A 13774-nucleotide genomic window follows, 5' to 3' on the forward strand; every position below is an offset into this window, starting at 1 on the left:
CCGAAAGGACGGGGAGCCGGCGAGCTGACGCTCGACCTGCTGGAGCAGCCCGGCCCACCACTGGGCATCAGCTGGACCATCAGCACCGGACCGCTGCTCGGCCTGGTCGCCCTGATCGTCGTCGGATGGCGGCGCGTCCGCCCGCGCGCCTCCGGCTGTCAGCCGAGGGAGGTGACGATGCCGGCCAGCACCTCGGGCATGGAGAGGAACGGCGAATGGGAGGCGTCGAGCGTGACGACGGAGGTCGGGTTGCCGGGGAAGGCCGCGTCGGCCTCGGCGACGAACTTCGCCTGCAGGGCTGGAGTGATCGCCCTGTCCCTGGTGCACGTGACGTACGTGCGCCGCACCGAACCCCAGCCGTCGCGGGTCAGGGTGGTCGTGCCGAGCATGATGCCGGCCGGACCATCGGGCGTCAGCAGGCCGGTGGCGGCGTCGGCGAGGGCACGGTCCACGTCACCGTAGAACGCCTCGTAGAGCCGCTGGCGGTAGACCGGGTCGTCCGTGGCGAAGTCCAGCCGGATCGCCCCTGTCCGGGCGGGGTCGCCCTGCACCAACGGCACGGCCAAGCCGTCTGCGGCCTCCGGCATCTGCGAGTACGCCGCCGCCGGCACGCCGGACGCCGGCATGTACGCGGCCACGTACACCGCGTGCGCGACCAGCTCGGGCCGCTGCTCGGCCACGCGCGTCAGCACGGGGCCGGCCGCGCTGTGGGCCACCACCGTGACCGGCTCGCCGCCGCCGATCTGCGTGAGCTGCGACGTCAGCAACCCGGCCGCGTCGTCGAGGGTCACGTTTGCCACGGGCGAGACCTCCGTGCCGACGGCCTCTGGATCGTAGGGCTGCTCGGTGAACCAGCGGGGCCGGCGGGCGTACAGCCCGTGCCCCGCCATGTCCACTGCGACGGCCAGGCGGCCGGCGGCCACCACGTGGGGGACGACTTCGCTCCAGCACCAGGATCCGTGCCAGAAACCGTGAACGAACAGCAGCGTGGAGGTGGCGGGCATGGATGCTCCCTGGTGGTAGGGCGACGGATACCAGATGCCGGGTGGCCGAGACGCGTGCACCGGATCAGGGCGCGAGCCTGACGGGCAGGGCGCGGTACCCGTTCGAGACGAACGACTCCAGCGGCGGCAACGCGCCGGGCTCGGCGGCCAGGGCGAGATCGGGATAACGCTCGAACAGGGCGGGCAACGCGATCCCGGCCTCCAGCCTGGCCAGCGGCGAGCCGAGGCAGCGATGCACGCCGTAGCCGAAGGCCAGGTGGTCCTTGACCGGGCGGGTGACGTCGAACCGGCCGGCGTCCGGCCCGTGCACGAGCGGGTCACGCCCGGCGGCGCCGTAGCAGGCGAGGACGGCCTCGCCCGCCCGCAGCGTGACGCCGTCGCCGACGTCGATGTCCTCGACGGCGAAGCGCAGCGGCATGTTCGGCACGGGCGCCTGGTGGCGCAGCGTCTCCTCGATCACGTCGTCCCAGGTGGCCCCCCCGCCGCGGACGAGGGCGAGCTGGCCCGGGTCGGTGAGCAGCGCGACGACGGTGTTGCCGAGCAGGTTGGCGGTGGTCTCGTGGCCCGCGCTCACGAACAACGCCAGCGTGTCCACCAGCTCTTCCTCCGACAGCGGCGAGGTGTCGTCGCGGGCGGCGATCAGGGCCGAGGAGAGATCGTCACCGGGTCGTTCGCGCTTCTCCGCCACCAGGTCCCTGAGAATCTGCTGCAGGCGCGGAAAGGCCGCGGCGCTCTCCTGCGGGGCCTTCCCCACGTTGAACAGCAGGTCCACGCAGCGGGACACCTCCACGCGGGTGGCCTCGTCGGCGATGCCGAACAGCTCGCAGATCACCTTGATCGGCAGCTGGTGGGTGTAGCGGTCGCGTAAGTCAACGGGACCGTCCGCAGGCAGGCCGGCCAGGTCGTCCAGCAGGTCGCCGGTGATCGCCTCGATGCGTGGCCGCAGCGCGGTGACGCGGCGCGCGGTGAAGGCGCCGGCGATCAGCCCGCGCAACCGGCGATGGTCGGGCCCGTACGCCGTGAGCATGTTACGCACGGCCACCCATGGAAACAGCGGCCAGTCCGTGGGGATCTCGCCCTTGATCCAGGCCGGCCAGTGCTGGTAGGCGTCCTTGGACACGCGCGGATCGACGAGCAGGCGCCTGAGAAGCCCTTGGTCGCTCACCGCCCAGGCCCGCACACCGCCGGGCATCTCGACGCGGGTGACCGGGCCGAGCGCGCGAATGCGTTCGGCCTCGCCGAGGACGTCGCTACCGCTGGGATCGATGACGAAGGGATCGTTGTCCATGCTTTCCTCCGGAGATTTCGGAAGCGGGCCGCACGGCCACGCAGGAAGCCGGCCACGCCCAGCCGGCTAGAACGACATTCTGATAAGCGTGCCGTTTCATTTCGGCCAGACGCTGGTTCGAGTAAACCCTGCGAATGGCGGCTTCCTCCCGCGCGTGTGACGTAGAACACTCATGCCCTCGCCATGAAATGCGAGAATCATGTGGCGCATGCGACCGGGACCGTGAAGTTTTCGTGAAGCGGTCAGGCGCTGAGGCTGCATGTTCTTTCGCGAGAAGAGACGCTTCACGAAAGCTTCACGGCGCGCCCCGCATATGACGCACGACCCTTTAGTTCCATTTCGAAGCGTAGGCCGGGAATTCGACTTCGAAAGGCTGGCGAATGGAACGCAGGAGTTTTCTCAGGACATCGGCCGCCGCGACGGGCGCCGCCGCGCTCGGATCGCTGGCGACGCCCGCGGCGTGGGCCGCGTCCCGACCGAAGCGCGAAGGGCCGCTGCGGGTCCAGATCCTGATGTTCGAGGGGGTGGAGGTTCAGGACTTCGCGGGCCCGCTCGAAGTGCTGGGTCTCGTGCAGTCCGGCGGCGGGCCGATGCGGGTCACCCTGGTGAAGCCGGGCGCGCCCGGTCAGGTGACCGCGGCTCTCGGCCTCAAGGTCGACGTCGCGACGGCGTGGAACCCGACGGCCGCCGACGTGCTCGTCGTGCCCGGTGGCGGCGGCATTGGCAACCGTCCCGGCATCAACACTTTGATCAAGGACAGGCAGGTCCTCGCGAACGTCGTACGGGCGCACAAGGCAGGGGTGATCATGACCGGTGTCTGCAGCGGAGTCATGCTGCTCTCGGCCGCCGGCCTGACCCGGGGCCGCCCGTGCACGACCCACAGCGCCTCCAAGGCCGAACTCGCCGCCCAGGGCGGAAAGGTCATCAACGCCCGCGTGGTCGACGACGGCGACCTCATCACCTCCGGCGGGATCACCTCCGGTCTCGACCTGGGGCTCTGGCTGGTCACCCGCGAACTGGGAGCCGACATCAGCATCCAGGTCGAAGCCGCGATGGAGTACGAACAGCGCGGCGTGGTCTGGCGACGCTCCTGACGGTGCGGCGGGCCAGCGGCACGGCGCTCGCCGAGGGAGCGGTCCGAGCCGGCTCAGCCGCCGCCGGGCAGGCGGTCGAGCGTGTGGGTGAGGGCGACGCGGCCGGCGCGCAGAGCGGCGGCGGGGTCGGTCCCGGCCTGGCCTTGCCAGCGGAGGTGGACCATGGTGGTGCCATGGCGCACGCCCACGGCGACGTGCGCGACCCCGTCGAGCGGGGTGGGACGGCCCAGCAGGTCGGTGCGGCGCTGCAGGTGGGGGCCGCTGATGGCGAAGGTTCTCATTTCACCCTTCCACGGCCCCCGGTTGAACGGCTGCAGGGCGGGTTCGATGCTGAACAGCATCCCGCTGCCGCCATGGCAGGGTACGATCTCGCCGTCGTCGGACGGGAAGCCTCCTCCTTCCCAGCTGAGCGGCTGGGCGCGCGCCTGTTCGGCGGCCTGCTCGTCGGGCAGGAACAGCACGTCCTCGCGGACGGAGACCTCGCCGATCAGGCGGCGGGTGACGGCGGGCGCGCCATCGTAGGCGATCTGCTCGTGGGAGCTGTCCCCGCAGGCCAGTTCGTGCGAGTGGAGCGAGTTCTCCGGACTGGTCCACGTCGTCATGGTCCTGCCGTACGCCGACGGCGGGGGCAGGGCCGCAGCGATCTCGGCGGCAGCCGACCGCGTCGTGGCAGCGGCGGGTGCCGGCCCGGCGCGGTCGCCGCCCACGGCGGCCAGCACCGACGCCGCCGTCACGGTGCCCCGGAGCAGCGGGCGCCGGTCCGGTTCGCCGCCCGGTTCGAACGGCCAGGCCCACGTGACCTCGGCCAGCAGCCCGCCACGCGCGGCCACGATCGTCGCGCCGGCACCCGAGTCGCCGTGCTCCGTCCAGTAATCGGAGGTGACCAGGGCCTGCACGCCGTGCCACCCCCAGCGGTCGAAGTCCGTCACGTCCCTGAGCCTGTCGTCGTCGGAGTGGCCGCACTCCTCGGTGCCGCGGCGGGCCGCGGCCACCCCGCGGGCCGCCTCCTCCGGCGAGGTGATCCAGAATCTCGCCGCCAGCGGCTCGTCCATCTCCGGGAGGAGCAACCTGCCGCTGTAGGCGGGCACGCCTTCGGGCGGCAGCCGCGCCTCGATGCTCTCCGGCCAGCACCACGGCAGGAGAGGGATGCCCGGGGCCATGACATAGGGGGCGTAGGTGACGTCGCCGTCCACGTAGTGGCGCAGGCGCGCGGCGATCTCCTCGACCGAGGCCACCGCCCGCTGGGGCATCGGCAGGACGGGCGTCCTCAGCTGGTCGAAGGCGCCGAGGGCGAATAAAAGGGTGACGGCCGCGACCGCGATACGCAGCCCCCGGCGCCTGGCAAGATCCACACCTGGTACGACGCCGCGCACCCGGCAGTGGTTGGCCTGGGCGTCCTCCTTCGCGATCGCCGGGAAGGTTCGCGGTCGCGATGAGAGCCGTCACCGGCGCGGGGCTCACCCGGCGGCGGGCGCCACCGGTTGCCTGAGCATCGTCCTGGGCCGATGATCGGTGAAATCGCTCAGGTAGATCTCGTGGTGCAGCCCGTGGGGCGGCACCAGACCATGCTCAGCCTTGACATCCTCCCCCTCCTGAAGGAGAGGGATTCCCACGGTCGCCCGTGAGGGTTCCTGCTTCATCGCCGGTTGCCCGTCCGAGAGGACTCTCGTTGGGGTCTTACACCAGCTCCACAGGCGTTTCAGCTCTCCGCCAGCCCGGCGGCGAGCACGTTCTGGGCCGCGTTGACGTCCCGGTCATGGGCCGCGCCGCAGGCGCACTGCCATGCGCGGGTGTGCAACGGCATCGTGTCCTGCAAGGCTCCGCACGCCGAGCACAGCTTGCTGGAGGGGAACCAGCGGTCCACCGCCACGAGCGTGCGCCCGTACCAGGCGGCCTTGTACTCCAGCATGGAGCGCATCTGGCGCCAGGAGGCGTCGGAGATGGCGCGGGCCAGACGATGGTTTTTGACCATGTTGCGGACGGTCAGGTCTTCCACGGCGATCACTTGGTTATCGCGAACAAGCCGTGTCGTGACCTTGTGCAGGTGATCCCTTCTACGGTCGGTGATGCGGGCGTGGACGCGGGCCACCTTCAGGCGGGCCTTGGCCCGGTTGGCCGACCCCTTCTCCTTGCGGGCCAGCGCCCGCTGCGCCTTGGCCAGCTTGCGCCGGTCGCGGCGCTCGTGACGAGGGTTGACGATCTTCTCGCCGGTGGACAGCGTGGCCAGCGCCGTGATCCCCGCGTCGATCCCCACGTTTCCCGCAGCGGGCGGCAGCGGGCTGATCTCCTCCTCGACCAGCAGGGACACGAACCAGCGCCCCGCAGCGTCCTTCGAGACGGTCACCGTGGACGGCTCCGCACCCTCAGGAAGGGGACGCGACCATACGATCGCCAGCGGGGCGTCCATCTTCGCCAGCGTCAATCGGCCCTCGCGCCAACGGAACGCCGACCGGGTGTACTCGGCCGACGCCCGCGACTTCTTGCGGGACTTGAAGGCCGGGTACTTGGCGCGCTTGGCGAAGAAGTTCGCGAACGCGGCCTGGAGATGGCGAAGCGCCTGCTGAAGAGGGACCGACGACACCTCGGACAGGAAGTCATAGTCGCCGCTGCGCTTCCACGCCGTGAGGGCGGCCGAGGACTCCACATAGGAGACGCGACGGCCTTCCAGCGTGTAGGCGCGGGTCCGTTCTTCCAAAGCTTTGTTGTAGACCAGGCGGACGCAGCCGAACGTCCGGGCAAGCTCGGAGGCTTGCTCGGGGGTCGGGTAGAAGCGGTACTTGTAGGCCCGCTTCACGATCCGCGCCATGCCTCACATCCTACCGCACGATCAGCTAATAATCGTGTGTGTGTTCTATACAGCGGTCCGCCTGGCGGCGAATCGCCTTCCCCTGCCCTGCTCCGCAGGAAACCGATTCCTCTGCCGCCTGAAGGCGGGTCGGCGCAGGAGCGGCCGGACCGGTGGTCAGCCGGCGCTTCCTGGGGCGGGTACGGCGTGTTCGGCGGCGCGGCTGACCTGCTCCCAGCCGGCCCAGGTCTCCATCCGCCGGCGGGAGATGTCGAAGGCCAGGTCGTAGACCATGCTGCCGAGCAGCAGCCGCAGCGGCGGGTCCGCGCTGTCGACCAGCTTCATCAGCGCTTCGGCGGCCAGCCGCGGCTCGCTGTCGATCGACCCCTCGGCCCACTGTTTCTCCAGCTCGGCGCGCAACGGGCCGTACTCGGGCGCGGGCGACGTCATCGTCATGCTGGTGTAGAGGCCGGTCCAGTAGCCGCCGGGCTGGACGATGCTGAGCTTGACGCCGAACGGCGCGGCCTCCATCGCCAGCGCCTCGCTCATGCCCTCCAGCGCGAACTTGCTCGCGCTGTACATCCCCGTGCTGGGGAAGCCGCCCAGGGCGCCGATGCTGGAGATCTGCACGATGTGGCCCGAGGCCTGGGCACGCAGGTGGGGCAGGACGGCCTGGCAGACCCACATCGCCCCGAAGAGATTGACCTCCAGCTGGGCGCGCGCCTCGGCCTCGGTGAACTCCTCGATCATGCCCGAGGACATGGTCCCGGCGTTGTTCACCACGATGTCGAGCCGGCCGAAGTGCCCGACGGCGGTGTCGACGGCGGCGAACACCTCGTCGCGATCGGTCACGTCGAGGGGCAGGGTGAGGAGCCGGTCTCCGTAGCGTTCGTCGAAGTCGTGGCGCGCGATGGTCCGGGCGGCGGCGGCCACGCGGTCGCCGCGCTCCAGCGCCGCGAGGGTGAACGCCCGGCCCAGGCCGCGGCTGGCTCCCGTGATGAACCAGGTGCGGGTGGTGACGGTTTCCGGGGTGGGCATGGGCGGAACTCCGATCGGGTTGTGTGCTCCGTGCGATACGAGACGATCCGTCTCGTCTTGCGAGGACAGTACAGGCTCACCTCTCGCCGAGTCAATACGGACCGTCTCGTCTCTATTTGTTAGGTTGACGGCATGACGACGCAGCGCAAGTCGCCACCTCCTGCGCCCCGACGGAACGAGGCCTCCCGGCGGGCCATCCTCGCCGCCGCCTTCGAGCTGGTGCAGGAGGTGGGATACGCCAAGCTGAGCATCGAGGGCATCGCGGCGCGGGCCGGTGTCGGCAAGCAGACGATCTACCGCTGGTGGCCTTCCAAAGGGGCGGTCCTCTTCGACGCCTTCCTCATGCTCAGCGAGCAGCCGGACGGCGAAGCGAGCGCCCTGCCCGACACCGGCGATCTCGAGGCGGACCTGAAGGCGGTGCTCAGAGCCACGATCGAAGAGCTCAACGATCCGCGCTACGACGAGCCGATGCGCGCCCTCAACACGGAGATCACCCACGATCCCGCGCTCGCCGCCCTCTACGCCGAACGGCTGGACGGCCCGATGAGAGAGCTGAAGAAGGGGCGGCTGCGCAGCGCCCAGCGGGCCGGGCAACTGGCCGAGGACCTCGACCTCGACGTGGCCGTCGACATGATCTGGGGGCCGCTGCTCAACCGCTGGCTCCAGCGCGCCGGAGGGCTGACCCCCGGCTATGCCGACAGCGTCGTCGAGACCGCCCTCAACGGGCTGCGCCCGCGTCGCTGAGTCGTACGCCGTCCGGGACGGGCTCGGTGAGCGGATGGAAGCCGCCGACAGGGTAAGGTCGTCGGCGCGCCAACGTCCGGAGCGAGACGTGAGGTCGGCGGCGCGTCGACGACACGACCGAGGCGGCCGATGACCAGCACCGCACACGAGTCCCTGCCGGGGGCCGAGGGCCGGTTACTGGTGCCCTCATTGATGTTCATCGCCCTGGTCGTCGCAGTGGTGGGCAGCCTGGGGGCACCGCTGATCACCGAGGTGGCGGGTGAGTTCGATGTCCCGCTTGCCGCCGCGCAGTGGACGCTCACCGCCCCGCTCCTGGTGGGGGCGGTCGCCACCCCCGTGCTCGGGCGTCTTGGCGCCGGGCCGCGCAGGCGCCGGGTCGTCCTTTTCACTCTCGCCGTGGTGGTGGCCGGCAGCCTGCTGACCGTGGTGCCGCCCTCGTTCGGCTGGCTGCTGGCCGGGCGGGTCGCCCAGGGCGCCGGCCTGGGCCTGCCCGCGTTGATGATGGGCGTGGCCCGCGACCACCTGCCGGGGCAACGCTCCGGCGCGGCGATCGCGCTGCTGTCGGTGGCGTCCACCGCCGGCATCGGCATCGGCTACCCGCTGGCCGGGCTCCTCACCTCCGTCGCCGGGCTGCGGGTGGCGTACGGGCTCGGCCTGCTGATCACCGCGACCGCGCTGGCCACCGCCTGGTGGGCGGTGCCGCAGCCGCCTCCTGGCCGGTCGGCGGCCGTCGACGTGCCCGCGGCCGCGCTCCTCAGCGCCGGTCTCGTCGCCCTGTCCCTGGCGATCAGCCAGACCACCCTGTGGACCGGGTACCCGGCGCTCGCCGCCGCGCTGCCGGTCGCCGCGGCCGTGCTGCTCACCGCCTGGGTGCTGCGCGAACGCCGGTGCGCCGCCCCGCTGGTGGACCTGTCCCTCCTGCGGCACCCCGCCGTAGCCGGCGCCAACGTGATCATGCTTTTCGGCGGGGTCGGCATGTATCTACTGCTCTCCCTGGTCACCCGCTACGTGCAGACACCCGAGCCGGCCGGGTACGGCTTCGGCGTGGACGTCTTCGTCGCCGGCCTGGTGCTCGTGCCGTTCTCGGTGCTGGGCTTCGCGGGCGGCAAGCTGGTGCCCCGGCTGCGCGGGCGGGTCCAGGTCATGACGGTCCTGGCCGGCGGTGGCGGCGTGGTCCTGGCGGCGCTCGTGGTGTTCGCGCTGGCCCGCGGCCAGCTGTGGCTGGCGTTCGCCGTGATGGGCCTGCTCGGGGTGGGCGTCGGCGTCTTCTCCGCCGCGATGGCGGCCACGATCCTGGCCGCCGTCCCGCCGGAGGAGACCTCCAGCGCGATGAGCGTCAACCAGGTCGTGCGCAGCGTCGGCTTCTCCATCGGCAGCGCGCTCGCCGGGCTGGTGCTCGCCGCCCACACCGGCGCCGGCGCCACCTTCCCCGCCGAGACCGGCTACACCACCGCCGCCTGGGCGGGGACGGCCGCGATGGCGTCGGCGATCCTGATCAGCCTGGTGCTACGGCGTGCGGCCAGGACCCGCCCAACCTGACGACGGCCGGCCGGCGACCAGATGATCATCGGCGGCGACGAGGGCCAGCAGGCCGGGGAACGCCTTCTCGACCTCGTCGCGGCGTAGCGCGTTCATGCGGGAGGTGCCGACGTAGTACTGGCGGATGAGGCCCGCCTCGCGCAGCACGTTGAAGTGGTGGGTGGCGGTGGACTTGCTGACCGGCAGGTCGATCACGCCGCACCTGAGGGCCTCGTCGGCCGCGTGCAGCTCGCGCACGATCTGGCGGCGCACCGGGTCGACCAGGGCCTCGAGCACCTGCTGCAGGTTGATCCCGGCGATGTCGGGATGTGGCGGCACGCGGTCCTGCCCGCCGTGTCGTGCTGTGACCATGGCTCTATAGTACGATGCTCATCGAAGTTTGACAGATATCGAACTTCAGGCTCGTGTGTGAGCCTCCACGAGACGAGGGGATGGCGCGGGATGGCCAGGACGGTGCGGTTTCACGAGCTCGGCGGCCCAGAGGTGCTGCGGCTCGAAGACCTGGAGGTCGGCGCGCCCGGCCCTGACGAACTGCTGGTCCGGGTGGAGGCGATCGGCCTCAACCGGGCCGAGGCGCTGTTCCGCGACGGCACCTACATCGAGCCGGTACGGCAGTTCCCCGCGCGACTCGGCACCGAAGCCGCCGGGGTGGTCGAGGGCATCGGCGCCGAAGTGACCGGCTTCGCGGCCGGTGACGCGATCAGCGTGCTGCCGGCGTTCTCGATGAACGACTACGGCGTGTACGCCGAACGCGCGGTGGTCCCCGCGTCGGCGGTGCTGCACCGTCCCGAAGGGCTCGATCCGGTCAAGGGAGCGGCGGTCTGGATGCCGTACCTGACCGCCTACGGAGCGTTGGTGGACGTCAGCGGGCTGCGTGCCGGGGACACGGTGTTGATCACCGCCGCCTCCAGCAGCGTGGGGCTGGCCGCGATCCAGATCGCCAACCGCGTGGGGGCGACGCCGATCGCCGCCACCCGCACAGGCGCCAAGAAGGATGCGCTGCTCGAGGCCGGCGCGAGCGAGGTCATCGTGACCGGCGAGGAAGATGTGGTCGAGCGCGTGCGCGACCTGACGGCGGGCCAAGGCGTCGAGGTCGCCTTCGACGCCGTCGCCGGTCCGGGGGTTGCGGACCTGGCCAGGATCGTCGTGCCCGGCGGCACGCTGCTGTTGTACGGGCTCCTGAGCGGCGAGCCGACGCCCTACCCGGCGTTCGAGCTCGGCATGCCCGCCCTGAACATGCGCACCTACGTCGTGGTCCGGGAGACGACCGCCGACCCCGAGACCCTGCGCCGGGCCGCGGCGTTCATCACCTCGGGCCTGCGCACCGGCGCGTTCGAACCCGTCGTGGACCGGGTGTTCGGCTTGGAGGAGATCGTCGAGGCACACCGCTACATGGAGGCGGGAAACCAGATCGGCAAGATCGTCGTCACGGTCGGCCGCTGAAAGCGGGATCACGTCAGCGCCGCCATACTGAACCCCGGTGCCCGCTCGCACGGAGGCGACCTCGGCGGCACGCGTTCCTTGACCGCGAGCGCGGACATCGCCCGCATCAGGAGCAGGCCCGCCGCGAGGCGGCCGAACTCGGGCACCGGTACGTCGGCACCGAGCATCTCCTGCTCGGTCTCCTCCACGAGGACGGGGCTGAGGCTCCGGGCGTCGGCCTGCGCCAGACCCGCGACCGGGTCGTCAGGGTCCTCCACGGCGACGACCTCTGATCGCGCTCGGGGCCGGGGGCGTCAGGGTGTGGAGGACGGGCCGGGCACCGGAGGCGGGGAGCCGGCGGCGGGCACTCCGTTCGTGACCCGCAGGAACTCCAGTTTCTCCGCGTCGGCGGAGCCCGCGGCCACCGTGTAGACGACGAGCCGGACGTCGCAGCCCGGGACGGTGAGCACGTCGCAGTCGCACGTCACCTCCCCGACCTGCGGGTGGACGATGGTCTTGCGGGCCGAGACGTGCCGTCCGACCGCTCCCTCGTCCCACAGCCGGGCGAACTCCGCGCTGGTGGAACGAAGGTCCGCGACGAGGTCGATCAGTCCGCGGTCGCGGGGGTGGTCGACGAGCGCCGTACGCAGGTCGGCGACGAAGGCGCGGTTGAGGGCGTCGCCGTCGTGGAGCACGGGCCAGGCGGCGAGCCCGCTGTGGCCGGTAGTGAAGACCGCCCGCAGCAGGTTCCGCTCGGCCCGCGTCCGCGCGCTGGGGTCGCCGAGCAGCGCCGCCCACGCGGAGGTCCAGGACAGCAGGGTCCAGTCGGCGCTGAACACCGCCACGGGGAACTCCTCGAGACGGGCCAGCATCCGTTGCACGCCCGCCGGGACGTGCGTGGAGATCGTCCCCTCGCGTGGCGGGAGCAGCCCGGCCAGCCGGTACGCGTGATCGCGCTCCGCGGGATCCAGTTGCAGTGCCCTGGCCAGGCCGGCGACGACCTGCGCGGAAGGGCTCGTGGCTCGCCCTTGCTCCAGCCGTACGACGTAGTCGACCGACAGCCCCGCGAGCTCGGCCAGTTCCTCGCGGCGCAGCCCCGCAGCGCGTCGCCCGCGCACCGCCGTCCGCCCGACATCGACGGGAGAGAGCCGGTCGCGCCAGCGGCGCAGTGCCTTTCCGAGAGTCTCGTCCACTCGACCATCATGCCCGCCGATGTCCCGTTCTGCCTGGTACTGGCCGTCCCACCGTCGCGGCGGGCACTGGTTGCGCTGCGGGCACCGGGCAGAGAGTGAGGACATGACCACAACGTTCATCACAGGGGCCAACAGATCCCTCGGGTACGAGACCGCGCGCCGGTTGGTTGAGGCCGGCCACACCGTCCTCGTCGGCGCTCGCGATCCGGAGCTCGGCCAGGCGGCGGCCGACGCACTCGGTGCCCGTTTCGTCCAGATCGACGTGACCGACGACGCGTCGGTGGAAGCGGCCGCGGCCGAGGTCGAAGCTCGCGAGGGGAGCATCGACGTCCTCGTCAACAACGCGGGGATCCACGGGACGCACAATCCCGCCGACCTGATCACGGCCGCCGACGCCAGGGAGGTGTTCGAGGTCAACGTCGTGGGGATCGTCCGGGTGACGCACGCGTTCCTGCCCCTGCTGCGCAGGTCCGCGAACCCGGTCATCGTCAACGTGTCGAGCGGCATGGGGTCGTTCGCCGTGACGCATGACGCCGGGCGCGTCGAGTCGACGATCGTCACGCCGCTCTACACGTCGTCGAAGGCGGCCGTGACCATGCTGACCACGCAGTTCGCGAAGTCCTGGCCGGACGTGAGGGTGAACGCGGCCGATCCGGGCTATACGGCGACCGACTTCAACGGGCACAGCGGCCCGCAGACCGTGACCGAGGGGACCGACGCGATCGTCGAACTCGCCACCATCGGAGCGGACGGGCCGACCGGGGCCTTCCGCGACCGTCACGGTGCCGTGGCCTGGTGACGTGCCGCCGGCCTCAGGGCCGCGCTCGCCCTGCCCCGGAGCCGGCGGCGCCTAACCCTCGATGATCCGGTCGAGCCAGTCGCCCAGCAGCTGACTCTCGGAAGGGCTGAGGACCTTCAGGTCTCCGAGGGCGGCCTTCAGGGTGATGGCGCCGGCCACGACATCGCCCCCGGCCCGCGCGGAGCCGGCCCGCGCGGAACCGGGGGCCGGGGCGGGCTCGGTGATCGCGTGGATGATGGCTTCGCGGACGATGCGGGCGGCCTCCATGTCGCGGTCGGCCTCAGGCGTGGCGATCAGGGCCAGCGCGGTGCCACGGCCGGCCGCGTGGATCACGCGTGCCGCCCGCTCCTCCGGGACGCGGAGCCGGCCGGCCAGGGCGACGCGGTGCACCAGCCCGGCGAGGATCTCCGCGGCCTGCTTGGCCCCCTCCGGCTCGGCGCCCGGTCGCGAGCTGCCGTAGATCAGGGAGTAGAGGGCGGGCTCGGCGAGACCGAATCCGATGTGCGCGTCCCAACCGCGCCGCAGGTCGTCCACGGGATCTCCGCTGGGCGTGATGCGGCGCTTCTCCGCGATGTACGACGTGAGCCCTCGGCTGGCCACGGCGTCCAGCAGGCCCTGCTTGTCGCCGAACAGCCGGTAGAGGATGGGCGCCTGCACGCCGGCGGCCTTGCAGACAGCCCTGGTCGAGACGGCGTCCCTGCCTTCACGCGCCAGCAGGTCCGCTGCGGCGTCGAGGATCGTGTCCCGCTTGCTCGAGCTAGCCATGTAGCGATGCTAACAGGCGTTCACCCTTACCGATAAAACAAGTGCTAACAGCATCTTGTTATCGACTTCGAGACAGTGCTAACTTGATTCTGTTAGCAGTTGA

The 13774-nt window shown here is 71.2% G+C and carries 13 protein-coding genes and 1 pseudogene; 6 read left to right on the plus strand and 8 right to left on the minus strand.

The genetic code is table 11. The annotated features are described in order from the left end of the window. Nucleotides 1-158: 158 nt before the first annotated feature. Nucleotides 159-1004, minus strand: a complete 846-nt coding sequence (locus ACTWPV_RS46030; protein WP_443156664.1) for an alpha/beta fold hydrolase — start codon at nucleotides 1002-1004, stop codon at nucleotides 159-161. A gap of 64 nt (nucleotides 1005-1068) precedes the next feature. Beyond that, entirely contained in the window at nucleotides 1069-2292 is a 1224-nt protein-coding gene (locus ACTWPV_RS46035; RefSeq protein ID WP_443156665.1) for a cytochrome P450 family protein, read from the minus strand. Between the two features lie 380 nt (nucleotides 2293-2672). On the opposite strand from ACTWPV_RS46035, the gene ACTWPV_RS46040 reads away from it, so the two are divergent. Continuing rightward, nucleotides 2673-3386, plus strand: coding sequence for a DJ-1/PfpI family protein (locus tag ACTWPV_RS46040; protein WP_443156666.1), 714 nt, complete (start codon nucleotides 2673-2675; stop codon nucleotides 3384-3386). 53 nt (nucleotides 3387-3439) lie between these two features. Here ACTWPV_RS46040 and ACTWPV_RS46045 read toward each other — a convergent pair whose 3' ends face one another. The 3 genes and pseudogenes from ACTWPV_RS46045 to ACTWPV_RS46055 form a co-directional block, all read right to left on the minus strand. Next, complete coding sequence (locus ACTWPV_RS46045; protein ID WP_443156667.1) at nucleotides 3440-4738, minus strand: hypothetical protein; 1299 nt, start codon at nucleotides 4736-4738, stop codon at nucleotides 3440-3442. 261 nt (nucleotides 4739-4999) lie between these two features. Continuing rightward, nucleotides 5000-6192: pseudogene (locus tag ACTWPV_RS46050) on the minus strand (RNA-guided endonuclease InsQ/TnpB family protein); the annotation flags it as partial. Nucleotides 6193-6348: 156 nt separating this feature from the next. Next, nucleotides 6349-7209, minus strand: coding sequence for an SDR family oxidoreductase (locus tag ACTWPV_RS46055; protein ID WP_443156668.1), 861 nt, complete (start codon nucleotides 7207-7209; stop codon nucleotides 6349-6351). 132 nt (nucleotides 7210-7341) lie between these two features. Here ACTWPV_RS46055 and ACTWPV_RS46060 point away from each other — a divergent pair, with 132 nt between their 5' ends. Together ACTWPV_RS46060 and ACTWPV_RS46065 are read left to right on the plus strand one after the other, a co-directional pair. Beyond that, complete coding sequence (locus ACTWPV_RS46060) at nucleotides 7342-7953, plus strand: TetR/AcrR family transcriptional regulator (RefSeq protein ID WP_443156669.1); 612 nt, start codon at nucleotides 7342-7344, stop codon at nucleotides 7951-7953. A 129-nt stretch (nucleotides 7954-8082) separates the two neighbouring features. Then, entirely contained in the window at nucleotides 8083-9492 is a 1410-nt protein-coding gene (locus ACTWPV_RS46065; RefSeq protein ID WP_443156670.1) for an MFS transporter, read from the plus strand. Here ACTWPV_RS46065 and ACTWPV_RS46070 read toward each other — a convergent pair. Continuing rightward, nucleotides 9460-9843 (minus strand): ArsR/SmtB family transcription factor, encoded by a 384-nt coding sequence (locus tag ACTWPV_RS46070; RefSeq protein ID WP_443156671.1) that lies wholly within the window; start codon nucleotides 9841-9843, stop codon nucleotides 9460-9462. The genes ACTWPV_RS46065 and ACTWPV_RS46070 overlap by 33 nt on opposite strands. 90 nt (nucleotides 9844-9933) lie before the next feature. On the opposite strand from ACTWPV_RS46070, the gene ACTWPV_RS46075 reads away from it, so the two are divergent. Beyond that, a complete protein-coding gene (locus tag ACTWPV_RS46075; RefSeq protein ID WP_443156672.1) occupies nucleotides 9934-10935 on the plus strand; it encodes a zinc-dependent alcohol dehydrogenase family protein in 1002 nt (333 codons plus the stop codon). Continuing rightward, nucleotides 10932-11207, plus strand: a complete 276-nt coding sequence (locus ACTWPV_RS46080; protein WP_443156711.1) for a Clp protease N-terminal domain-containing protein — start codon at nucleotides 10932-10934, stop codon at nucleotides 11205-11207. The genes ACTWPV_RS46075 and ACTWPV_RS46080 overlap by 4 nt, the downstream gene beginning before the upstream one ends. 21 nt (nucleotides 11208-11228) lie before the next feature. Here the strand turns inward: ACTWPV_RS46080 and ACTWPV_RS46085 are convergent, their stop codons facing one another. Beyond that, complete coding sequence (locus ACTWPV_RS46085) at nucleotides 11229-12107, minus strand: helix-turn-helix domain-containing protein (RefSeq protein WP_443156673.1); 879 nt, start codon at nucleotides 12105-12107, stop codon at nucleotides 11229-11231. Nucleotides 12108-12210: 103 nt separating this feature from the next. Here ACTWPV_RS46085 and ACTWPV_RS46090 point away from each other — a divergent pair, with 103 nt between their 5' ends. Further along, nucleotides 12211-12906 carry an SDR family NAD(P)-dependent oxidoreductase gene (locus ACTWPV_RS46090; protein WP_443156674.1) on the plus strand — a complete coding sequence of 232 codons (696 nt, stop codon included), beginning with the start codon at nucleotides 12211-12213 and terminating at the stop codon, nucleotides 12904-12906. Nucleotides 12907-12957: 51 nt separating this feature from the next. On the opposite strand, the gene ACTWPV_RS46095 is transcribed toward ACTWPV_RS46090, so the two are convergent. Then, entirely contained in the window at nucleotides 12958-13671 is a 714-nt protein-coding gene (locus ACTWPV_RS46095; RefSeq protein ID WP_443156675.1) for a TetR/AcrR family transcriptional regulator, read from the minus strand. Nucleotides 13672-13774: the final 103 nt, after the last annotated feature.

Origin of the sequence: Nonomuraea sp. KM88 (assembly GCF_052245635.1) — a bacterium.
Classification (GTDB): domain Bacteria; phylum Actinomycetota; class Actinomycetes; order Streptosporangiales; family Streptosporangiaceae; genus Nonomuraea.

What these genes read in the sequence shown, in the direction of transcription:
- ACTWPV_RS46090 (WP_443156674.1), top strand. Translation starts at nt 12,211, where the DNA reads ATGACCACAACGTTCATCACAGGGGCCAACAGATCCCTCGGGTACGAG.
- ACTWPV_RS46095 (WP_443156675.1), bottom strand. Translation starts at nt 13,671, where the DNA reads ATGGCTAGCTCGAGCAAGCGGGACACGATCCTCGACGCCGCAGCGGAC.
- ACTWPV_RS46035 (WP_443156665.1), bottom strand. Translation starts at nt 2,292, where the DNA reads ATGGACAACGATCCCTTCGTCATCGATCCCAGCGGTAGCGACGTCCTC.
- ACTWPV_RS46075 (WP_443156672.1), top strand. Translation starts at nt 9,934, where the DNA reads ATGGCCAGGACGGTGCGGTTTCACGAGCTCGGCGGCCCAGAGGTGCTG.
- ACTWPV_RS46065 (WP_443156670.1), top strand. Translation starts at nt 8,083, where the DNA reads ATGACCAGCACCGCACACGAGTCCCTGCCGGGGGCCGAGGGCCGGTTA.
- ACTWPV_RS46040 (WP_443156666.1), top strand. Translation starts at nt 2,673, where the DNA reads ATGGAACGCAGGAGTTTTCTCAGGACATCGGCCGCCGCGACGGGCGCC.
- ACTWPV_RS46055 (WP_443156668.1), bottom strand. Translation starts at nt 7,209, where the DNA reads ATGCCCACCCCGGAAACCGTCACCACCCGCACCTGGTTCATCACGGGA.
- ACTWPV_RS46060 (WP_443156669.1), top strand. Translation starts at nt 7,342, where the DNA reads ATGACGACGCAGCGCAAGTCGCCACCTCCTGCGCCCCGACGGAACGAG.
- ACTWPV_RS46070 (WP_443156671.1), bottom strand. Translation starts at nt 9,843, where the DNA reads ATGGTCACAGCACGACACGGCGGGCAGGACCGCGTGCCGCCACATCCC.
- ACTWPV_RS46030 (WP_443156664.1), bottom strand. Translation starts at nt 1,004, where the DNA reads ATGCCCGCCACCTCCACGCTGCTGTTCGTTCACGGTTTCTGGCACGGA.